The sequence below is a fragment of the Pseudoalteromonas sp. McH1-42 genome (genome assembly GCF_022347845.1).
Lineage (GTDB): Bacteria > Pseudomonadota > Gammaproteobacteria > Enterobacterales > Alteromonadaceae > Pseudoalteromonas > Pseudoalteromonas rubra_D.
Map to the genome: position 1 here is coordinate 277,230 of NZ_JAKRFU010000001.1, position 23,427 is coordinate 300,656.

Consider the following 23,427-nt stretch of genomic DNA (forward strand, 5'->3'; position numbering starts at 1 on the left):
GTGCTTTATGTTTCAACAAAACCCTGCCGTCACCCCGGCCTGCGATCCGGGAACTACTCAAAAACCACTCAACTACCGAAGTAACATCCCGGAACTAAAGGCAAACCGTATAAAACAAACCATTGATATCGTGGGTGAGTAGATCCCATGTCGAGCACGGGATGACGGAGAAAAGGGCTAGGTCAATAAATTAGAACGAGCCCGAGTTATAAACACACAGCTAAAACTGAGCAGGAAAAAGTAGAAAGTGGCTACATCAGCTTCATGCAAAAATAAACGCCCAAAAAGTACACTTCTCATTACAACTAGATAGATGAGTATAAATCTCGCCAGTCCCGGTTGGTTCTTTCTATCAGGTCTACCTTCTAGCTTCAGCGCCAACGTTTGAGCAACTTTTCACGTCTAATTGCAGAAGAGATACACTCGCAAGTTTCAAAATACACAAGATTGAAGATCTAATACCTGGCTGTGAAGCACCCTTGATCAACCCTACTTTTGTGCTGCCAAACTCGTTGTTTAAGGTGTGTAGTTACACCAACATATAAAGTGCCATAAGGCGCGGAGGCCATAATGAAATTCATAATATATACAACAGCTTGCATAAAGAAGTCCGTTTCTTTGCCTGTTTGCAAAACTCCAGCACAATAAAAACGTTGCCGCTTTTTCAGAGCGTCTGGATAACAAGTTCAGACCAAAACCGCTAGATTCACTCCCTGACAACGTCGCTCAACTGACCAGAAATCCGCCAAGAAAAAATAAACAATTTGCTAACCTGAACTACGCACTTCGCTTCCCTACCCAAATGGGTAGTAATTTTACCGTTAAATAAGTTAAAAATAATGAACACATTAATATTAACCTGAGCTATTATTTAACATGAAAACAACAGGTGCATGCACTTACCTGAATGAAGGTAAGGCCAAAGGAAATTGCAGCTTGTACAGATAACTTATTGAATAATAAAACTTGAAGGAGCCAAGACATGTTTGAACAATTTAAGTCGTGGGCTACATCTGCTCATAAATCCGGCACGGATATGTTTACTTCAAACTTAGTCCCATTGAGCGATGTAACAATTAAAACCGTGTTTAATCAGGGTGTTCATGATATTGCCAAGTACTCTCGCAATGGCCGCTCAGTATATATCAAGCATGTTTATCTCAATCGCCTTAACGAAACGGTAAAGCCAAACATTAGCGCCAGTGATATCGACTTTTTTCGTTCATTAGACCAAATATTTCAATATTGTTATGTGCTGGTTTATGTCAAATGTAGTCGTTCCAGTAAATACGATAGTGCATTTTTTCTGGATGATTATGAGGCGATTAAAGGGATCAGCAAAAGTGAGGCCATGCAACGCCAGACCGATCTGACCTCCATCGCCCGAATAATTAGAAGTGAGTTGCTCTGACGTTCTGCCTGGCAGGTAACAAAGTTACAACCTTCAATGCCTAACGCAGTTTGCTTTACTCAAGTAGAATAAAACAGCAAAAAGTGATACCCGAAGGTCCAGCTACAATGCCCCAACTTGGAATGGCGTGAACAATACAGAGGACAAAAGTGTCACTCGCTAATCTCAGAGCCCGCGTGCCTACTCACTTCAACCATCCAGTCCTTGCAATGGACTCCTGAGAACCTCTCCAGCCTCCCCGGCACCTTGCTTCAAATACCCGATTAACACCTAATCGATGCCACCCGATCCTTTTTCGCATATGCACTTTAAAGCTGCAGTGTTAAAAACGATGTGCAGTTAACTTTTGCTGCGTTACCTGAGCATAACTGTTAGCAAACTGACCTTCGCGGGTTTCAAAGATAAACTGGATCTGAGTCAACCCAAGCAGATCACATGGGTCTTCCTGCTCAAGACGCATATAATGTTTGAGCTGAGAGCGACCGCGCTGAGAACTCATCAGATAATAAACAAATGCCCAGCTACTTCTGTACATCACGCTCTGCGCTTTACCTTGCCATGAACCAGCAGCTTCAAACAGACTATTTGGATGCAGCAAGCCTCCCACCAAATAATCATTACGTACCCAGGCTCCATTAGGTTTTAACTGGCTAAGATTCATAGAAGTTTCGATATATTCAAAATATTCAGCAGTGCCTTCGTTAAACCAGCGAGGTGTATTGCCAAGCACCGCCTGATTAATTGCATGAACCGCTTCATGAATGGCTGTGCGCATGGCTTGTGACTCACTACGAAATTCAACTACGGCAATATTATGGGCGGTTTTGTAAATCCCCTGATTTCCTGCCGCACTGGAGCCCAGAACATCCAACATTTTTTTATAAGCACGGCGATTATTGGCAATCACAATACGCAGCTTCACCTTGCGCATTGCTTCAAGGCCAATGATCCCCGTATAAGTACGAAAGACGGCGTTTAACCTGGCTTCCAGACGGTTGCGAAACGCCTGCCCGAGGACACCATAATCCAGTTCCAGGTCAAAATAGTCCAGTGCATGGTTCGATTTAAACTGGTATTCACTCGCCCCTTGTTGCGCAGGCCTGTCACTGAAGTGCGTAATACCCCGATCATCCTGCCAGGTATAGATGCCATTAGCACTTTGTATTTTCACTTTACCCTGCGACGCGCTGTTACAACGATACTGTATTGGCGCACCACATATGTTATGGTCCGCCTCCCGCTCAACGATCTGCTCTGATGCGGTGCTCGCGCTTTGCTCTCTGGCCGTATTATGTTGCTCCTGCTCTAAGGCATCCGGTTCAATGAACCGTTCGAGCCCCAAACGCTCAACAACTATTTCCCGATTAAGATAAAGCGCCAGTAAAACGAGCGCTGAAAGTGCCAAGTTCGATTTCCAGTCTCTCATTGTCCGCCTCCTTGGCGACTGAAGTATCAAGATAGAAGGTTGATAGCGTAGCAGTTATGACTGCTAAGTCCGTGTTATTCGTTTTTCTTCGTGGTCGCCCAGTGTTCTCTGATTTTCTGATAGCGACCAGTCTGAACCAGTTGTTTGAGGCTGGTATTAAACTCGTCTCTGAGCTGTTTGTCTGTAAACGCAACATAAAACCAGAGCGGATTATTCTCAAAGGGTAACAACACTTTCCCCCACTGATTATTAATGTGCACCGAAGATGACTGGTTGAGTTCAGACAAATGCCAGCGCAGTAAAGTATCATCAATCAGGATCACGTCACATTTGCCATTTAACCACTCAATCACTTGCTCCCGTTGCTTTGAATACTCAAGGTAATCCTCTTTGCCAGCCACAATCTCAGTGAGTTCAAGGTGTTCTGACGCATTTTGCCACGCGCAAATACTGTGCCTGGCAAGCTCCTGCATTGAAGTCAGAGTGAATCCTGGATCGCGGCTGTGAATAGCATAATTACTGTAAGAAATAAAAGGCACGGAATAATACAATCCAGGCTGGGCGCGAGACATTTCAACTGCAACATCTATGTCACCCTGTTCGAGTAAACGCTGCATCCGCTTAATGGATACAAATAACGTTTTATATTGCCAGCCCAGAGGCTCTGCTGCCTGTTTAAATAGCTCAACACTGATACCTGAGCCACTGCGTTCATCCACATAGGGTGGACGACTCAGGCCAAACCCTACCACTAACTCTGTAGAAAATGCAGCATGACTAACCAGCAACAGATATGAAATGATGGCTATACCAGTCAGAGACTTACAGCGCTCACGCATACAACAATCGAACCTTTTCGATAACTCAACCCAAATTTGAGTCTAGCATAAATTCACTCATCCCCCCTTCAAGCCAAATACTAAGATTATCAGGTACAGGGGCTAAGAATGACTCTACCACCAAGTTAACGCCAAAAATAACGCCTCCCGATGTCATCTCATTACCAGATCCATCCACACCCCGAGCTCCGACACGGGAACTACTTGCAGACCGCTCAGCAGCTGAATATGAGTAGGTTGTCATACGCTGATGGTTATCAAAAGCGATGGAATGGTAGTGAGCTGCTAATTAGGGAAAGCTGGCGAATAAACGGGACAGTGAAGTTCTCTTTGATTAGACAGTGCCCGCACTCAGGACCTTGTCCATGCCAATCAAAAATAACTAAGACAGATTAATAGGATCTTCACGCCAATCGTAGTTACGTGCCTTATTCAAACAATGATTCGGTGCTTTTTGCACATGGCCTATGGTAAAGATACCCTCTTCATGCATTGTGAGTAGGGGATCGCCTGTTTCCAAAGGTCGTTTTACACAAGGAGCACTATAAAACTCTGTGACCACCACATGCTCAAAAGGCTGCTCTGCCCAACGCTTTGGCTGTGGCTTAAACACATTGACCAGCGCTGTAATCAATGGAGAGAACATCAGACGGTTACTTCTGCCGCAGCCAGAATAAGCTTCCCTCTACACTCAGCCAGGCTTTTTTACCGCCCGCCTCAAGATAATAATCGACCTCTTCTTCACTACCGGGTGCATAAGTATCAAAACAAGTCTTCGTCTTTTTCTGCCCGGTCGCTATCATCTGAAAATGGCTGTTACGATCCTTTAGGGCCTTTTTGGCTTCGCGGCTTTGAGAGGTATCTCCCTCTGTGGCATATAACATCAGAGCGTGTGCTGCCTGAGTAAATGTTGAGTACTCGCTAAACTGACCCAAACAGTCTCTTAGCTGTGCCCAGTCCTGCATAACAATAAAACAATTCAGTAATAAATACCTGTTACCCTGGTTGTCATTGGGATTCAGCTTAAGCAGATCCTGAAGCTCTTCAGCCGCTTTATCAGGATTGCCATAACACAGGTTCAAATGTGCGCGCTTAGCACGCAGCATCATATAGGGCCGTGTCTCATGCATTTTCCAGAAAACCCCCATGTTTTCTGTTCTATAATCAGGGGTGATCATGTTCTCTTCAAACCGCTTAACCAGACTGTCGAACTCCGCAATGGCATCCTCGTCGTCGCGATCTAAAACTTCTTCCAGCATGTCGTTAAACACTTCGTGGGCTTGCTCAAGCATTTCTTCATCGGTAATACCATATTCACCCAACACTTCCACCATATCATCCGCAAAACGCATGGCGTAAGCGGTATTGGCAACATACGTTGGGATCATACGGCGTTGCTTTAACAGCACTTTGGTAAAATCCCCGCTGTCGTCATCAAATTCTCGTCGGGCCTGCTCATAGCTGGTAAAACCACGTAGAATTTCTTTCAGCCACTGTAACTGCTGACGCTGCTCGGCATTAATATGCTCGGTATTTATCCAGGTAAGCGCACGCAACATGCCCATGCAATACAGTGGCAAGGGTTTGCTGTTGCCCAGACTATCCTCGGGATCCGTTTTAGATACTACGCATTGCTTAGGTAAGGTATTTTCATCTCGCGCTATTCTGCGAAAGCACAGGGTATGAAAATCCATCACGGCTTCTAATTGCTCAGCGTGCTCAAGCGTGTAGTGACCAAATAAGTGCTCAAGCCATTCACTTGGCAAAGGGGGCTGCAACGCAACACCCAGCCCCATTAAATATCCTTCAATGTAAAGAATATCTGGCTGGAGCTCACTATTTGCCGAAAAGGCTTTTACAGCTTTTTTAATCAACTGAATAGACATAGAAAATTGTTTTTGCATGAGTTTAGTGTGTTATACCGCCCAGCAGCGCGAAGGTAAAGGCATTAACCATTAAATAACAGCTGTTATACAAAAAAACCGGTTGTTCGCTCATTAAGTATGCACTTATACAGCGTTAAAGATGGCTAGCCTTGTATAACCACGACAAAGTACGACATAAAAAAAGCAATGCCACACAGGGAGCCTGGCATTGCTATAAAGGCCATCTGAATATCCAGATGGTTCACATGAGACCGGAATCAACAAACACCCGATTTGTCAAAAATACCTATGGCGTAGATCGCATAAGCGGTGAGCATACACGCTCAGCTTTGTGTAACTCACAACCACAAAGACATCGCTGTCATTCAGCCAAAAATAAGTGCGTAGTAATCCCGTATTCGCAAAACCAGACCTGTAATCTGCTTATCGTCAGTACATTAAATTGGGTACCACGCCGTTGGCAGGCACTACAGTCGCACATCATCCACAGCAAAAGCAATTACAGACGATTACAATGTAACCACATTAAAGGTACAAGCAAAAGCCTGACAGCATTAGATTTTGGTCGTATAGGCACACTATTCATGTCAGCCAGGCGACCTGTATTCGAAACGAGTCGCAATACTCGATACATCTGAGTGAGGGGTTTATAAGACATACCTCCCAGAACAGGGAAGGTAAAGAGCAGAATAAAAAAAGGCCGCATACGCAGCCAAAAGCTCAATTTAGAATAATCACTTAAATCCAGTCAGCGGACGATGCCGCCAACAGGCTGTTTTAATTATCTGTGCAAGTAACCGTTTCAATTAGCTCATAACAGCGGTTTTTTGAGCCACTGTCTTTTTGAACCCACTTTGTGCCACCGGCATAGCGAGCAAAAGTCGACTCGTCTTCACCACACTTAGTGGTAAAACGAACCGCATCATCAAACCCATTGATATGGCAATAACCATACGCATTGTAAGCAGTCGCCCATACATCCAGCTTTACTGAGCTGTTGGCATAAACACCCGCGTTATGTAACACCACTTATCTGGCCGCAGAAAAAAGCGCACGTGCTAAGTGCAACAGCAATAATCAGCTTTTTCTTTTCTTAATCCTTTTACTTGCTTTTTGAGTTTTATTAACGAGTAATTTATTACCCAGCCTGATGATAAAATGTACTGATTGATTTTTTGCTTCATTATTGTGAATAAGGAGTTACCAAAATTTGGGTGAACTGTATTCAATGCTTTAATGATCTTCACAAAGGATTTAAACTAAAGACGTTTCAAGCACATAAAAACAATAAGGATAGCCCGTGCAGCAGTTTGGCATCTATGAACAACTAATCACACAGGTAGTAGAGCAACAACTTGATCGAGAACGATTTTATGTTGGCGAACGTCAACTAGAAAGTGATGAAGCAGCCATTTGGCTATCACGTTTTATGTCAAAGCTCATGCAACTTGCAATCGACAGCATACCAGCAGGTGAAAAAAACCGTTTGGAACAGCAGATCCAGCTCGCTAACAAGTTTGTTTTTTGGCTTAAAGATCAGCTAAGTGAAGCGCAAAGCATCGAAGAGAACTTAGTTAATACACAAGGTAAAATACTCACAGCCTTGTTCGATAAACGTAACCCTTTAGCAGCTGACCTGGCACAATATAGTGATACCATCTTTCCTCAAACCGGGCTTACTCAAAGCGAGTTGTTCTCTGGTGCTAATGCGGGCTTGTCTTTGGAGAGCGAGCTAAAGCGAGAAATACAGTCCTCAGATACAATATACTGGTTAGTTTCATTTATCCGTTGGACAGGGATCCGCATATTCAAAGAGGTGCTGCGCGAATTTACTCAAAGTGGTAAAAAGCTAAAAGTCATTACCACCTCATACATGGGGGCTACAGATCAACGCGCCATTGACTTTTTGGCAGGTTTACCAAACACCGAAGTCAAAATCAGCTATAACACACGCAATGAAAGGCTCCATGCCAAGTCTTATTTATTCATGCGTAACAACGGGTTTCATACAGGCTATATCGGCTCTTCCAACCTCTCATACTCCGCACTATCAAACGGGCTTGAGTGGAACTTAAAGATCACGAGTCAGGAAATCCCTCATATAATCAAAAAGTCGCTCAGTACGTTCGAAACCTACTGGGAATCAGATGAATTTGAGTTATACACCGGTCAGGAAACCTGTAAGCAGAAACTCAAAGCAGCTTTATCAAACGATAAAGATCAGGTCTCAGATGTCAGCCACTATTATTTTGACTTAGCCCCTAAACCTCATCAACGCACCATACTTGATAAACTCAGTGCTGAACGAACACTCCACAATCGCACTAAAAACCTGGTAGTCGCTGCAACCGGTACAGGTAAAACACTTATTTCCGCTTTCGACTTCCAGCAATTTATCAAAGACAAGCCAGATGCCAAATTGCTATTTGTTGCACATCGAGAAGAAATATTAAAACAAGCCAGAAGCGCTTTCAGAGCCGTTTTAAAGGACAACCAATTTGGAGAACTTTGGGTTGGTAACCATAAGCCAGAGCATTATCGTCAGCTCTTTGCATCAGTGCAAACACTCAACAACCAGCTTGACTCCCTATACCTGACAGCCGATTACTTTGACTACGTGGTAATAGACGAAGTACACCATATAGCAGCGCGTAGTTATCGAGATATTTTAGAGCTTTTTACTCCTCAAATACTACTGGGCCTGACAGCTACACCTGAAAGGCAGGATGGCGGAAATATCCTAAACGACTTTGATGGGGTCATTGCGGCAGAATTACGATTGCCAGAAGCGATCAACCAAAGGCACTTATGTCCATTCCATTACTTTGCTATTGATGATGAGACTGACTTACGGACTATTCCATGGAAACAAGGACGCTACGATATAGCCGCGCTTACACAGCTATACACGCATAACGACCAAAGAGCGCGAAAAATTATCGCCAGTATGCAGGATATTCTCGTCAACGTGCATCACATCAAAGCGCTGGCGTTCTGTGTCAGTAAAGCGCATGCCAATTTCATGGCAAAGCAATTCAATTTAAATGGCATCAGCGCAAATGTGTTAACCAGCGATAACACCCAAGAAAGACACAAAATGCAAGCGGCCCTACGCAGCGGCGACATCAATATTTTGTGTGTGGTAGACATTTTCAACGAGGGTGTCGATATTCCAGAAATTGATACATTGCTGTTCTTACGTCCAACCGAAAGCCTGACATTGTTCTTACAACAACTAGGTCGGGGCCTGCGGCTTAGCAATGATGAAAAAGAGTGCTGTACCGTGCTCGATTTTGTCGGCAATGCCAGGCCAGAATACGATTTCGCCACCAAATTCAGGGGCCTGATTGGCAAAACAAATACCGCCATCGGCAATGAAATTAAAGACGGTTTTCCACATTTGCCGCTGGGTTGTCGCATTGAGCTGCAAAAACAAAGCAAAGAAGTTATTCTCAATAATATTCGTAAAGCGGAGAATAACTTAAACAGGTTAAGAGCCCTAATTAACCGCTTTGCGCAGGATACCAACCTGCCTTTAACCCTGGCCAATTTTCTACAGGTTAATCCCAGTGTCACGCTTGAGGATACCTATAAGGCCACACAATCTGGCATAAGCCGATGGCACATTCTGACTCAACCTCAACTGGTTGAGCGTGAACTATTACTCATTAAAGCTTATAACCGTGCAATCAATACGCAACTACTGGTGTGTAACTCACTTACCTATCTGAGCTTTCTGCATGCTTTGTGCGACAACCAGTTCGATGTATCACAAGTCAAACAGTTTGATAGCAAAACAAAGGATGCTTTGGCTATGATGACGTTTTACAACTTTTGGGAAACACCACAAAATCAGGCAAACTCGAAATCCGTAGCCGCGAGCCTTAGAGCACTAAATCATCCCGTTCTAACTGCTGAGCTAAAAGACGTATTATCTATTTTAATCAATCGTGTCGAACACTTAGAACAGCCACTGGCATCTTTGCCTAACAAAGCACTACAGCTACATAGCCGATACACTCGAGAACAGATCTTCGCGGCCATGGGAGAGCACACCTTTGCAAAACGCTCATCATCACGCGAAGGCGTGAAAGAATTCAAGTCTCTGAATATTGAGATTTTGTTTGTTACTCTAAATAAATGCGAAAAAGTTTACTCACCCACAACTTTATACAATGATTACGCCATCAGCCCTACCCTTTTCCACTGGCAAAGCCAGAACACAGCCCGCCCGGAACGCGGAAAGGGGCTGAGTTATATCCAGCATAAAAAAACAGGAAAACGATTATTTTTATTTGTTCGCGAACAAAACAAAGACGAAAACGGCAGAACCATGGGGTTTGTCAATTTTGGCGAGGTGAGCTACGTTCAGCACCAAGGCAGCCAACCTATGGATATCACCTGGAAATTACACCACCCCATGCCGAATGATATCTGGCATGAGGCAGGGAAATTAGCGGTGGGGTGAGTAGGAGTTTTCACTCATCGTAAAGATAATCGAAGTCATCGTATTTCTGGGAAATTCCCCTTTCATCCATTTCTACCTCTACAGCACTAACCACTCGCTGATTAAGTGTTTCCTTTTCTTTACCTTTTCTTAATTCAATAATTCGCTCAAATAAATCTCTGACATCATATGTATAGTTATTTGAAATTGCATCATCTATAAGCCAACTAATATCTCTAGATGTCTGTGAGTATAAATATATAACATCATGCCACCATTTATTTTTAAGCATACGGTGTAAAGGTAAACTCTTCCTTTTGTCAAGCTCTATGCTACTCAGGTACTCCTGGAACCTTAAATGACCAAAACTCAACATCCCCTTATCTTCTGGTAGAAGTATCTCACATGGCGATATTAACTCCAATACAATCTCTTTTGGGCTATCACACCCGAAATTAATTGAACTTTCAGATAAAGTAACAACTGCATCTGCTTTTAACATTTTACGTTGATTATTAATATGAAACTCAAATGCCAAATACTGAGCTGACTCAATTAAAAGTTCAGGTCTGAATTTCGAACGATTGACACCTTTAAACCTGTCGAACAACCCACTCAATAGATCGAATCGTTTTTGGTATAAAGACGACTCAGTTGAAGGTAGGGGAATGTTATTTTCCTTCAAGGTTGCCAGGATTGTTGCCGACAATGGGTTAGTTACAACTTCACTTAATTTGGGGTTTTCCTTTAAGTGCCTTACTACTTCTTTAGCCATGTTACTGCTATTAAACCACTTTGAGAAAAACAGCTCTTTTTGTCTCTCATCAAATGGACACAATGTTAATGACATAAAACCGAGCTCTTTTACATCTTCTATAGATTTTCTTGAAGACGTAATAACCTGCCCATTAGTGACATGCTTACCTAGCACGATCAAAGAATCAATAACCCAAGGGAACGTGACACAGGCTTCATCTATACTATCAAGAATTAAAGTTACCTTCTGATTCTTTAAAACTTCCTCTAATTCTAGCTCTCCTTTCCTAATACCCAATGAAATAAGGTAACGGGATATTAGTTTAGCTAGTGAACGCTCTTTATCCGCTTCCCCGAATGAACAAATCTTGTGAAGAGTGCAAAATACAACCACACCTCCTTGTTTTTCTTCATAAAGGCTTTTTGCAAAAAACTGGAGACTAGTAGTTTTGCCAGACCCTGCGTCCCCTAAAATAATAATATTTCTATTGGAGTTAAAGACTTTACTTAGTGTTATAGGTGGTTTAATACACTGCACTTTTTCAACATCTACTATATTAATGCTTTTAGATAATTCTCCATACCAAAAAAGTGTACTGTTAGCATTATCAATTAGCGTAAAATAGTCATCCAAGTCTTCAGATTTAAAGTTAAAATTCCGCATTGACTTGAACGCTGAATTTAGAGCTCTAGTAACTTCTTCCAGGTCAAATTCCAGGGTATAGGAAGCTTCATCCATAAGCTTTAACAATTCGTCATATCTGGTCTTTTTTATTCTCAGGTTATAGCACTTGCTTAATGATGAGTCATAAAGCTTAGAGTTCAAACTTGAAAATGAATCAAATTCACCTTCAAAGTACTTAATAAAATCAACAATGCCATTTGCTCTAAATTTTTTGTAATAATTACCACTCAGAGACGATAGATCTTCCGCGAGCTGCATTCTATCCTCTCGTATAGCAACATCTAACTGAGAAATTTCACTTTTCCTTTCATCCACTCCTTTTGTTATATTTAAAAATTTCTGCAATACCCCATCAGAAACTAACATAAACCCTGTAGTTTCTTTAGTTTTCTCAATTCTATCAATGACATCCCTTAACCTTTCCAAATTATAAGATTTCGTTATATATTTCCCTTCATTGACAAAATTAAAATTTGGGCTTTCTATTCCTGCACCTAGAAAGAAAGAAAAGTCAACTTCACAATAAATATCAAATACATTTTTCTTGTCACCAAGATTAATAGCCTTCATTAAAGAGTCATTTGTAAGCTCTGGATTAATATAACTCTTCAGAATTTCATTATCTCTCATTAAAGAACGCAAGAGATCAGGAGCATTACTGTGCAAAAGAGATAACAATTTAGCTCCATCAATTATTGACACGCCCTCCAATTTAGCTTTTTTTAGAGCACCATAGTGGCTATCCATTACCCGTTGACCTAAATTAAAAGGAGTAACAAAAATCAGCCTTTTGGTTTGCAGTTTTACGTGACTTTCTGGACAAATAATTTCTTCCGAAGAAGCTTGATGGAGTTGAGTTATCAGTTGTTGAAATGAGTTACTTTGAGAGTTCGAAGTAGGTTTTATTTTTTTTACTTGTACAGCGTATGGATGTACCCCATCAATTGGATCATTCCTGTAGATAATGATATCACGACCTTTTTCCTCTCTCCCACCTACAAACTCAGCTCTACAGCCATAGATAATTTGAAATAACGGAACTAATATGCTCTTGCTTAAGTCATCCTCCCTCAATTCAGCCAACTTTATTAGTACTTCTTCATCGGAAATATCAAGCATAATTTTCTCTTTATATGGAGGATTTTCTTAGCCGCGCAAACGTCACTAAACTATCGTCCGCGATTATGGTTGTGTAATCCGGATTGCGAGCGACCAGCAGGTATCTGGCTTCGCCCTCTTCGTTGTATTCTTTTTGCACGTCGCGTAGTAAAAACTGGGCGTCGCCCGATTCGTCAAATCGTTCAATGGCGATAGTGGTGCCTGTGATTGAACCGGCGTTGTCGCTGCTGATGCGCTCCAGTACCAATAAATCGCCATCCAGAATGGGGTTTTTGCCGCCATTCATTGAGTTACCGCTGGCATGGGCCAGAAAGTGCTTGTCCGGATCTACCCTGCCAGCACGGTCAGGTGCCGGGCGCCATGTCATGTCGCTGTCGTCGCCAGTTTTAAAGTGGCCGCAGGCAATTTTTAGATTGGGGAAATACGGCAACTGAACCACATTGGTGCTCTCGGGCTCACTTTGCTGTTCTGTTATGTCTGGCTCTTTTTCGCCATCCGGCTCAGGGGTTGCTGCTTGCGGCTCTGAAATACGCTTGTTTTCGATGCGCTGGGTATATTCAGCCAGTCTGAGTTCAATAAGCTCTGCAACGCAATCTGCCAGCTTGTCGATATCCAGGTCCGGGAGCTGGCCAATATTCACTTGAGCAACCAGCCGGGCTGTTTTCAAATCTTCGCCGTTTTTTTCGACCTTAAACCAGACAGTGCCTTGTTTTGCTTTTTTAAGTCCGGTGAAGGCTTCAATGGGGTTACCCAACCAATAACTGAACCAGGTCTGGCTGTCTGGTTCCAGTGCTCGTTTAGACTCAGGCAGGTCGTGTGCTTTAAGGTGCGGGTAGCGTGCTAAAATTGCCGCACTGACTTTAGCCAATTCCATCAGGGTTGGTGCGGCCCTGAAGCCGTCGAGCTGTATAAAAGCTTGCAATAAAATGGCCTTAAAGCACTTAGTCATACTGGTTTGCTGTACAGCATTAAACAGAAAATCAACGTAAGGCGCTAACCAGTCAGCGCTGATTTGGTCACCGATATCGGCCAGCATCGCAAACCAGCTGCCGTGTTGTTTATTTACTTTTTTCAGGTCGCCGTAGTGACGATAAAACTCGCTTGCACTCGGGCTATGACCAAGCAACTGCGCCAGATGCTCATAATCTTCCAGTGCTGTGGTGCGTTGTATTTTGGCCAGTTGCTGCCAAAATTCAGTGATCTTCAGGTCAAAGTTAATGAAACACCCTTCGGGCAATTTCGGATCTCTCAGTGCTTGCGTGACCCCTTTTGCGCCTTGCGCATCAAGTAGCGCCGCCGGTTTGTTCAAAAAACTATGGTGGTTGCCAATAAAATCCAGCACGGTGAGGTGGGTTTTGCCTTCACAGGTACGTAATCCCCGGCCAAGCTGCTGTAAAAACAGAATTTTGGAATCGCTGGGCCGCAGCATCAATACCGTATCAATGCTGGGTAAGTCGGTGCCTTCGTTAAATAAATCAACGGAGAATAAAATCTCAATCTGCCCTAGCTCAAGCTGCTTTAGCGCATCATTACGGCGTACCTGAGAGTCGCTGTGTACGGCCAGCGCCTTAACACCAGCATCATTAAAGTACCCGGCCATATGTTCGGCATGGCGCTTAGAAATGCAAAATGCCAGCGTGCGTTGCTGCTTACGCGCTTGCCATTCTTTTAATGCATGTGCCGCCCGTTTACTGGTGGCAAACTGATTTTCCAGTGCATCCGGGTCGAACCGGCCATTGCGCCAGGGAATTGCGGTGTAATCAACGTCTTGATCCCAAATGCCATAATACTGAAATGGTACCAGTGTGCCGTTGCCGATCCCCTGAGTGAGGTTGCGTTCAAACACCAGGTTGTTGTCGCACAGTCCAAGTATATCGGCCTGATCGGTACGCTCCGGCGTGGCAGTCAGGCCCAATAAAAACTGTGGTGTAAAGTAATTGAGCAATGCACGGTAAACCCGGGCACTGGCATGATGAAATTCATCCACCACGATATAATCAAAATGATCCTGAGCAAACCGCTGTAGATGGTGGTTTTGACCTAACGTCTGGACCGATGCAAAAAGACAATCTGCATCCGCATCTTTCTTTTTGCCCGTATATAACCCGGTTTTGCATTGTAACAGGCGCGCAAATGTGCGCTGGGCCTGAGTCAGGATTTCCTCACGATGGGCAACAAACAAAATTCGCTTTGCATGCATTTGCTGCGCATCAAACACCGAAAGCCAGGTTTTACCCATTCCGGTTGCCAGCACCACAAGCCCCCGCCTGAAGCCCTGACGCCGCGTTTCTGCCAGCGCATCCAGTGCCAACTGTTGGTCGGCGCGCGGTGTTATGGGCTCTGCATCGCTGGCGTCTTCCGTCTCACCAGCGACAATAAACTGCGGCGCTTTTCGTCTTTGTATGTACGCTTCAATCCAGATATGGCTGAGTGTTTTAACGTTGCAATGAGAAAACAGCTCAGCAAAAGACTGGCGAATATGGTTGAATTCGCAGGCACCTTTGCTGCCTGGTGGATGGGTGTAGTCATGTCGAAAACACCATTCAAGCCCCGTCGTTAACGCACTTTTACTGATATTGTTTGAGCCGACAAAAGCGCAGCCCGCTGCAATCTCTGCGCTGTTTTCCTGCGTTTTGACAAAAATATACGACTTCATATGAAAGCTCTGGCTTTTATCGCTTTCATAGATGCGAATATCAGCGCCGCGCTCAACCAGGGTCATTAGCTCCCGTAATGCCACTGGACTGGTAATGTCCAGATAATCAGAAGTGAGCAGTTTTAATTGCGCGCCACTGCGTAATGCCTCAAGCAGGGGGTCGAACAACAACGCCAGTCCGCTTGGTTGAATAAAAGATACAGTGATTTCTATTTCGTCGGCATGGTTAATGGCATGCACAAGCTTTGGCAATAAGGGGTCAGAGCCACCTGTCGTCAGCTGACGTGCGCTATTTTGCAATACGGTGCTCTGACTAAAACTATTCACCACTCACCCTTTCCAACAAAGCATTAAGCCAGCGTTCGTGTTCGCGGCCGGGGCGTTGGTCGCCGGTTTGCCAGGTTTTGCTTGCTTTGAGGCCGGTGTTTTGTGCAAGTAAGGTACTGAGGCTCTGCTCTGTGAGATCAGTGAATGCGCGGCCACCTGTGGTGCGTTCGCCTTCGCCGTATTTAAACGAGATATAGATGATGCCTTCTGGTTTGAGTGCTTTTTGCAGGCACTGAAAAACCGCCGGGAGCTCTGCCATGGGGACATGTAACAGGCTTGCGCAGCACCATATGGCGTCATAAGTGTTGAGGTCTCTGAGTTCGTCGAAACTGAAGCAACCTACGGGTTGTTCCAGATGGAAGCTGGCGATATTGGCAAGCTCTGCGCAGGCGTCGAAGGCATCGACCCGGTAGCCGAGGTTTTTAAACGCCAGTGCATCGCGGCCTGAGCCGCAGCCGGCATCGAGGATTTTTCCACCTTTGGGTATGGCAGGTAAAAACTCGTCGTACAGTGGCTGCATATTTACCGCGAACGTTTCCTCGGCAAAACTGACTGCGTTGCGGCTATAGTATTCTAATGTGGAGTCAGACATCTCTCACCCGTTTACTCTGTGGTGTAGCTGGTAAGGAGATGATGCAGTGGGACAGGTAATGGCATTCGGGGGTTCCCGGCTCGTTGCCTGTTGTTCGGCGGTTACAACTTCCTTTGCGCGACACTTTAAAACTATTCTTGTTAACTGTTCTTGTTAGCGGTCTGGTGCTGCTTTGATACCGAAACCGTAGTCCGATATTTGGTGCAGACACAAGAATAATCTACAACACTTTTGTCTGATTGAGTAGCTTTTTGTCCGCCGTTATTAGCGATTTTAATACAAGTGTTCAAATTTTGGTTACAAATTAGATAATGAGTCCAGTTTGTTTTTCTCAAGGCAGCTTTACCCTGATTTTGAAAAACCTTTAAAAGTAACTCATGGCGATTTTTATTGCTATTACAGGTTATTACACACTGAGAATGGCGCTTTCTTCAATGTGAATAGCGCAAGCTATTAGTGTCTTCGGTGGGTGGTTTCCGGCTCGTTTGCCGGAATGACGCTACGGGCTCGTTAGCCAGGATGACACTATAAGCTATTTGGGCAGGGTGAGATGGAACTTGTTGGAAAGGTGACAAGATCAGGCCGTGCCCGACTCTGGCGTATTTACCAGAGTCGGTGTTGTGATGTTTACTTACATAACATTATTTGCCGTTGTACAGCGGTTAAACACATAGGCCGTTGGGCAGGCCATTTTCTTGCTTGTACCAAAGTTGCCTGTCAACTGAACTTGCTGACCGTAGCGACCAGAGAGCACCAGATCAACACGCGAATTACTGGCGCTTTGTGCCCAGAAGTAAACAGGCTCTTGACCCGTTACAGATTTAGCGTCGTGTACCTTACGAATATAGTTTACATCGTTCGGATCACGGTAGTGTTGTGCGCCCATATAGCTCCACACTTTCACGTCACCCGCTGTTTTCAGATTGCTGTTATACAGGTGCACTTTACCACCGGCCAGCTTGTCACCGCTGGACATTGGGAAAGCAAGCTCGCTGTAACCGCTTTGGCCATGAGAGATCACCGTACCAGATGAATAAGCGTGATCAGCCCAGCAATCAGCTGAGTTGTAACAGCCAACATAATCTTTGTTGCCATTCTGATCGATTACCAATGCGCGGATCATACGACGAGACTCAGCAGATGTTTTTGGTACAAATCCGTGAATACCATCGGCCTCTGTGACCAGCACTTTCAAAGAGGTCAGGTAACCACCATACCCATTCGTGGTAATGTCCAGATCTTTAACGTAAATACGCTTTTTAATGGTTGTGCTTTCGGGATGGTAGCCACTCACGATATCAACACTGGTATCTGGTTGATACAATAAGGCTTCGTTGAGCTTATTCAGGGTATTAATGTATTGCCCACGACTTGTGTCAATCAGTGTCCTGTGTTTGGCATTTTTCCAGGTTTTACCGCCATCTCTGGAATACATAAAGTACAGGTTAGTACGGTTGTCGTTAGGGACATGTCGGTTTTGTTTTATGCCATTTTTACCAAGCGCGAGACACTCACTTCGTGCACCAGTTTTCAATGTGCAGCTGTCTGGCATATGCACATTAAAGGCCATAGCCAATACGCCATTGCGCTCAGTACTTACTGAATAGTGACCAAAGCTCAGTTTATCATCCAGTGCAACCAGCTTTTTACTTGTCAAAGCCGTCAGGCCACCCGACTGTGGCAGATATTCCGTCATATAAAGCTGGCGACGCGCAGTTTGCTTGTACTTATTGGTCATCTCAGTAGGTGCCTGGATATAACGGGTATTCAGCAGTACAAACTTATTATTAACCCACCATGCCTGCGGATAGGTAAAGCCTAGGTTGTAGCAACTCTTAGTGCTGTCAGTACAGTTATGATCTCTGTCCAGTGTCAGGCCGCGTTCGTTCTTTGCATCGACCAGTTTGAATGAGCCTAAGTTTGCAAAAAAATTATCATGTTTATTGGATGAGCGGTAAATAAGGCCGCCACGGGTTGAGTTACGCCCGGAGATAAACACATAAACATAGCCCTGGCTGTCAACATTTAGGACTGCAGTATCATGAAAATCACTGGTGTCTTTAACATGCACGATCACAGGCTCTTTGATCATGCCCGTTTTGTGGTTGTAGGCACCCACTGCGTACACCAAACGTTCATACCCTTTATTTGGCGCAGGCGCATTCAAGGCACAGTCTGAGTGAGCACCATTGATGATGTAATAAGTCCAGTCGCCGCTCTGAACGGCCATCGGTGCCGCTTTGGCTGAGCCTGTCGATGCTGGGCCGGAATACTTAGGCACATTTTGTCCGCCCACATAGAACAGCTGATTGTCCAGACTATAGTAACTGCCGCGCAGCAAACGTTCATTCAGGGTGGTATTCAAGTGGTGATACGGCGAGACTTTGTTTTTGATATATGTGTCGTAGTTATAGTCAGAGTCATCTGAATAGCTCGGGCCTGAATCATTGAAACTACACTTACCATGATTGTTGAAGTTAAACGGATCAGCATATCCTTTGGTTGGGTCAAGCGCTGCGTGTGCACTAAGCACAGGTGAAAGTAATAACCCTGCTATCAGGGCTTTTGTTGCTTTTGTCTTCATTGTTATTCCTTTTTTATTATGATTTGTACCTAAACAGTACAAATTCACGGCCATTAAACAAGAGTAAAGACGTAATAACAAGGCCATAATCAAATAAAAATTAACAATAAATCATTAAATAACACCCAAAAAGAAAAGTTCATCACTCAAAATATAACCACATTACATTTTCGGTATGTAATAGCTGACTAAAGAGTCCATCACAGCGCGTCTGAGGGAACCAAACTACACCTAACTTGCCTTGTTCTTTAGCAGTCTTTCTTTGTAAAAACACTCCCCAGATGGGGGGAGGAAGGCGTACTCATTTTTGCAACAAAACCATTTACATGCGGCTCCGAAAATGTAACAGTGATCCCCGGTGACATAACAAAACGGAGACCATTATGAAACTTAATCTAAAAACAAAAAAGATGAAGAATCTGTCAGGTAATCAAGCAATACAGGCACAGTTAACACCGCGCGTGCAAGGGGGAGCAGCAGGCGCATTCCAACCAAATAGCAAGCCACATGCAACAGGCTCAAATATTACCACATGTGATCCAAATTGGTGGTAAACAAAGGCGCATGTTGGTCTATATAATTAATTAAAAATAAAAAAGGCACACAATGTGCCTTTTTACGTTGGTTCACTCTCGTCGCTCAGATTCTTTCTCATACTGCTTCGTATAATGCTGCGGAGACATATTAAACTCGGCTTTAAAGCAACTACTGAAATAAGCTGGGGATGAAAACCCGACCTGATAAGCAACCTCAGCGACTAAAGTACCCGCTTGTAACTGCGTACGAGCTTGCTCTAAACGGTATTGCCTGAGCAGCGCATTTGGCGACAACCCTGTCAGGTTTCGGGTTTTGCGTTGCAGTTGTCGTACACTCAAAAACACATGGCTCGCCATGCTCTCAGTATCGAATTTAGGATCCTGATAATTTTGCGCTATTACTTGTTGAATTTTATCAATAAAGGGGAGCCGTTTTGTATCACGGAGCGCTCCCACCCGGGGCTTACTACCTAAGATCTGATCAGCAAATAGCCGCGCCAGTTTTTTACGCCCTTTGATCAGGTTTTCAACCCTATGCCTTAGCACATCAAGATCACAAGGCTTCCCTATATAATCATCTGCTTCTGCTTCAAAGCCTAAAATTCGGCTATCGTCATCCTCTTTTGCTGTCAGTAATATCACGGGAATATGGCTCGTTGTCTCATCCTGCTTGATCTCTTGCAGCATCTCCAGCCCTGACTTTTTGGGCATCATCACATCACTGATAATGAGATCAGGTAACTCAGATTTTGCTTGCAACAGGCCTTGTTCTCCATCACAGGCAACTGTGCAATCAAACCACTCAGACAAGGACTCCTTAAGCATCATTCTTAGCTGTGGGTTGTCTTCCACAATCAACACATGGGCATTAGACTCAGCTTTATCAGTCACCTGAAACTCAGTCTCTGTCTGTACTCCGCAGTCTGGATCGTTCGCTATGGCTTCACTGTAAAGAGGGAGCATGAGGGTAAACTGACACCCTTGTCCCGGCTCACTGCTCAGCACTATATCGCCTCCACAGTCACTGATTAGCTGATGAACCACAGACAAACCAATCCCCTGCCCGCTTATTTCACTGTGCTCGCCCCGCACATATCGTTTAAACACATCAGCCTGTAAGGATTTACAAATACCGGGCCCGGAGTTAGTAAACACAAGTTTCAGGAATCCGCCACGCTGGTGCGCTTCTATAAAAATCTCACCTTCTTCAGGCGTATATTTCACAGCGTTAGACAATAAGTTTGTAATTATCTGTTCAAAGTCGGCCTCGTTCAGCAAAACTTCCTGTGCATCCAGGGTATGTGTAACCTTATAGTGGATCTGTTTTTCGTTGGCGAGCAACTCAAATGCATGAGCCTGCTTTAGCAGCACCTCTTTGGCAGTAAAGTGATGATTTTCAAACGGGGAGACATCGTCTTTTTTTGCATAGCGGATCAGATTGTCGATGAGTTTTTCCAGCCTAAGGGCCTGTGAATAGGCTGCATGCCATTTGCTATTACCGTCATTATTTTCTTGCTTCAACATGCTTTTAATTGGCAGCATGATCACGGCCAGCGGCGTTCGCAGCTCGTGGGATACATTGCCAAAAAACACATTTTTACTTTCCATCAAGCTGGTAATTTGTGCACGCTTTTGATCTATTTCTTTGGTGCGGGACAGTACCAGCTCTTCCAGGTGCAGATTACGTCGCCTCAGTTGGTATGTTCTGGCAAACAGAAGAAGACCAATCAACATCACAAAGCCAAAAGCATAAAGTGTGAAAGCCCAGCCAGTTAAATACCAGGGCGTTGCGATTTCAAATTCAAAGCGCGATTCAGTCCAGTCACTCGAAATCGCCCTGCTTCTAATCACAAAATTGTATATACCCGGCGGCAAGTTAGTGTAAGTAGCGCTGCGTTGCGTTTGTTCTGCCTCCGTCCAGTCCTTATCAAAGCCCAGCAAACGATATTGATAATACACATCAACGTTCCGGTCCCGTTTGATATTAACGAACTCAAACTTAAAATTCCTCTGGGTACTATTGAACCACCTGCCTGGCAGAATTGTATTTTCTGAATACTGTTCATCCTGGTATACCGCATACGGCTCGCCCTGAACATTTACTCTGCTTATATGCACGCCATAAGGGGCCAGGGCTTGTGTGTTTGATAATGCGGCAATCCCATTTATACCACCCAGATATAAGGTTCCTGCCTCGGATTCAGACGCGCTGTCATATGTTTTTGCCCCTATACTCAGGCGCTTAAATGGAGTTGAATACAGCACTTGCAGCGTGTCTGACGAGACTTTGTACAAATTAGCCATATCGGCCAGCCACATGTGCTCTGCGCGATCCCGGTAAATAAATGCAAATAATACATTGGGATATACACCGTTCAGGTCGAGCTGTTGTGTGCGCTTGGCTTGCAAGTCGTGGAGCAACAACCCATAAGAGGTTGCTGCCCAGAGTCGCCCTTTAGGGTCAATATCGGCGTCATAAACAGCAAGCTTTTTATTACTTTTCGGTATTTGTAATTCAACCTTAGTCGGTACGCCCTGACCTAATATGTAGATTTCAAAGCCGCAAGCCAAAACTTCGTCATTACTGCCTTTTTTCAGATTTTTAAAATGCCCAGGTAAAAAGGACACCCGCCGCTCAGTGTAGGGGTCGTATTCTACGATCCCCTGAAAGGTCATCAACCATAAATGACCATTTTCCGATTGTTCAATATCTCTTATCTCAAAGTCGTTACCCGCATTGACGGGTGGCACACTGACCCTGGTTGCTAAGGACGCGCCCTTTTCGAGTCGGTATAAGGCAGATGATGCACCAAACCACAGTGTTCCGTCTCGCCCGGCATAAACAGTGTGAACATCGAGTTCCGGCTGAGCTGGATCCAGATATACAGGTTTGGATTCTGCATGGCCTTTGTACTTTACGTATACACGGTTCAGGCTCACAAACCACAGATTATCGCCTTCATCAAACTGCAGGCCATCGATATTAGGCTGCTGGGTTACCGCAGAAATCTCATTGGCTGAGTCACTGGAATGTTTAAGTTCTACTTCAAATATGGCGCGATTGGTTGCGAGCCAAACTGTACCTTGATCATCAAATACATTACTTATCAGAAATATTTGCTGAATTTGCGCATCAGAATGGTACTTGCTAACCCGGCTCACTCTGTCATTAGAATCTAATACAATGAGCTCAGAGCCAGTTCCCAGGTAAACCGCATGTCTTCCTGAACGCACAGAAGTAATCGCATGGTGATCAATATCACTAAAATGGATCAGAGAAGGCTGACTGGAGTCAGGCTGTTCGAGCCTGAAAAAACCTTGTTCAGATACTGCATACAAAGCGTTATCAGGTCCGGTCGTAACGATTCTAGTATCGGCAAGTCCCCTGTTTTGCCATAGTTTAATAAAAGTTCCGGACGATCTTTCAAACCAAAATACTTCGCCAAGTTTAGAGATAAATAAAGGGGCACCTTTATACAAAGTGACACTAAAACGGAGGTTGTGTTTAACCCCTGAGCTGTGAAGGTCATATAACTGATAGGCATCTTCATCAGCAGAAAAATGGACTAGTTGACCATCATCGCCCACAAGCCAAAACTTATCCTGGCTATCCTGATATAAAGCAGCCGGTCTGAAAGCATCATTATCCATGGTGCGGACAGAAAGAAAGCTATCCTTGAACAGACGTGTGCCCTTAGGAACCTGTTGCCGCAACGTGTCCATATAAGGCATGAAACTGTCCTGCTGGTCATTATGCAGATACAAACCATGGCCTGTCAGCAACCACCTGCGTCCCTGAGCATCTTCCACAACTTTTCTTGCAAGCGGGTGCGGGTAGAATATGGACTGATAACCATCAAATCTCAATACACCAGACGTACCACTGATCCACAAATAGCCCTGACTGTCTTGTGAAACGGAGTTAATGATGGTGACCATATCAAGCTTGTCGATGGATTGAAGATGCAGCCTGAGCTGGGACACCTCGCGCGCCTGGACATGGCACTGAATAATAACGAATAATATAATTACCAGGCTCCATTTTAGCATTATTGCGCTTACGTCCTTCCTGTAAAATGCGTAATTACTTTCTATAACCTTTAACAGGTACAGTCAACAAATTTGTTAAAAATTTGCCAACAACCCTCATCCAAAAAGATGAG

Annotated in this window: 14 protein-coding genes; 4 read left to right on the top strand and 10 right to left on the bottom strand. The window is 44.3% G+C overall.

Going from position 1 to position 23,427, the window contains the following annotated elements; genetic code table 11:
• Nucleotides 1-7 precede the first annotated feature (7 nt).
• Together MHN31_RS24135 and MHN31_RS01080 are read left to right on the top strand one after the other, a co-directional pair.
• The gene (locus MHN31_RS24135; protein WP_275446704.1) at nucleotides 8-142 is read left to right on the top strand and encodes a hypothetical protein; all 135 of its coding nucleotides are present in this window, start codon (nucleotides 8-10) and stop codon (nucleotides 140-142) included.
• 840 nt (nucleotides 143-982) lie between these two features.
• Nucleotides 983-1,411, top strand: coding sequence for a hypothetical protein (locus MHN31_RS01080; RefSeq protein WP_010380912.1), 429 nt, complete (start codon nucleotides 983-985; stop codon nucleotides 1,409-1,411).
• Nucleotides 1,412-1,733: 322 nt separating this feature from the next.
• Here MHN31_RS01080 and MHN31_RS01085 read toward each other — a convergent pair whose 3' ends face one another.
• From MHN31_RS01085 to MHN31_RS01105, 5 genes are all read right to left on the bottom strand, one after another.
• On the bottom strand, nucleotides 1,734-2,837 hold the full coding sequence (locus MHN31_RS01085; protein ID WP_239443205.1) for a DUF4124 domain-containing protein: 1,104 nt from the start codon (nucleotides 2,835-2,837) through the stop codon (nucleotides 1,734-1,736).
• A gap of 74 nt (nucleotides 2,838-2,911) precedes the next feature.
• Nucleotides 2,912-3,676 carry a transporter substrate-binding domain-containing protein gene (locus MHN31_RS01090; protein WP_239443206.1) on the bottom strand — a complete coding sequence of 255 codons (765 nt, stop codon included), beginning with the start codon at nucleotides 3,674-3,676 and terminating at the stop codon, nucleotides 2,912-2,914.
• 382 nt (nucleotides 3,677-4,058) lie between these two features.
• On the bottom strand, nucleotides 4,059-4,322 hold the full coding sequence (locus MHN31_RS01095; protein WP_239443207.1) for a hypothetical protein: 264 nt from the start codon (nucleotides 4,320-4,322) through the stop codon (nucleotides 4,059-4,061).
• Between the two features lie 7 nt (nucleotides 4,323-4,329).
• Nucleotides 4,330-5,562, bottom strand: coding sequence for a hypothetical protein (locus MHN31_RS01100; RefSeq protein ID WP_239443208.1), 1,233 nt, complete (start codon nucleotides 5,560-5,562; stop codon nucleotides 4,330-4,332).
• A 777-nt stretch (nucleotides 5,563-6,339) separates the two neighbouring features.
• Nucleotides 6,340-6,588, bottom strand: a complete 249-nt coding sequence (locus tag MHN31_RS01105; protein WP_239443209.1) for a hypothetical protein — start codon at nucleotides 6,586-6,588, stop codon at nucleotides 6,340-6,342.
• 274 nt (nucleotides 6,589-6,862) lie between these two features.
• On the opposite strand from MHN31_RS01105, the gene MHN31_RS01110 reads away from it, so the two are divergent.
• A complete protein-coding gene (locus MHN31_RS01110) occupies nucleotides 6,863-10,030 on the top strand; it encodes a DEAD/DEAH box helicase (RefSeq protein ID WP_239443210.1) in 3,168 nt (1,055 codons plus the stop codon).
• 10 nt (nucleotides 10,031-10,040) lie between these two features.
• Here MHN31_RS01110 and MHN31_RS01115 read toward each other — a convergent pair whose 3' ends face one another.
• The 4 genes from MHN31_RS01115 to MHN31_RS01130 all read right to left on the bottom strand — a co-directional run bounded on the left by MHN31_RS01115 (nucleotide 10,041) and on the right by MHN31_RS01130 (nucleotide 18,728).
• Nucleotides 10,041-12,569 carry an NACHT domain-containing protein gene (locus MHN31_RS01115; RefSeq protein ID WP_239443211.1) on the bottom strand — a complete coding sequence of 843 codons (2,529 nt, stop codon included), beginning with the start codon at nucleotides 12,567-12,569 and terminating at the stop codon, nucleotides 10,041-10,043.
• Between the two features lie 10 nt (nucleotides 12,570-12,579).
• Nucleotides 12,580-15,552: a DEAD/DEAH box helicase family protein gene (locus tag MHN31_RS01120; RefSeq protein WP_239443212.1), complete on the bottom strand. Its 2,973-nt coding sequence runs from the start codon at nucleotides 15,550-15,552 to the stop codon at nucleotides 12,580-12,582.
• Nucleotides 15,545-16,144 carry a class I SAM-dependent methyltransferase gene (locus tag MHN31_RS01125; RefSeq protein ID WP_239443213.1) on the bottom strand — a complete coding sequence of 200 codons (600 nt, stop codon included), beginning with the start codon at nucleotides 16,142-16,144 and terminating at the stop codon, nucleotides 15,545-15,547. The genes MHN31_RS01120 and MHN31_RS01125 overlap by 8 nt, the downstream gene beginning before the upstream one ends.
• 631 nt (nucleotides 16,145-16,775) lie before the next feature.
• Nucleotides 16,776-18,728, bottom strand: a complete 1,953-nt coding sequence (locus MHN31_RS01130; protein WP_239443214.1) for a BNR-4 repeat-containing protein — start codon at nucleotides 18,726-18,728, stop codon at nucleotides 16,776-16,778.
• 383 nt (nucleotides 18,729-19,111) lie between these two features.
• Here MHN31_RS01130 and MHN31_RS01135 point away from each other — a divergent pair, with 383 nt between their 5' ends.
• On the top strand, nucleotides 19,112-19,282 hold the full coding sequence (locus MHN31_RS01135; RefSeq protein ID WP_164517457.1) for a hypothetical protein: 171 nt from the start codon (nucleotides 19,112-19,114) through the stop codon (nucleotides 19,280-19,282).
• A gap of 72 nt (nucleotides 19,283-19,354) precedes the next feature.
• On the opposite strand, the gene MHN31_RS01140 is transcribed toward MHN31_RS01135, so the two are convergent.
• Nucleotides 19,355-23,314 (bottom strand): hybrid sensor histidine kinase/response regulator transcription factor, encoded by a 3,960-nt coding sequence (locus MHN31_RS01140; protein WP_239443215.1) that lies wholly within the window; start codon nucleotides 23,312-23,314, stop codon nucleotides 19,355-19,357.
• Nucleotides 23,315-23,427: the final 113 nt, after the last annotated feature.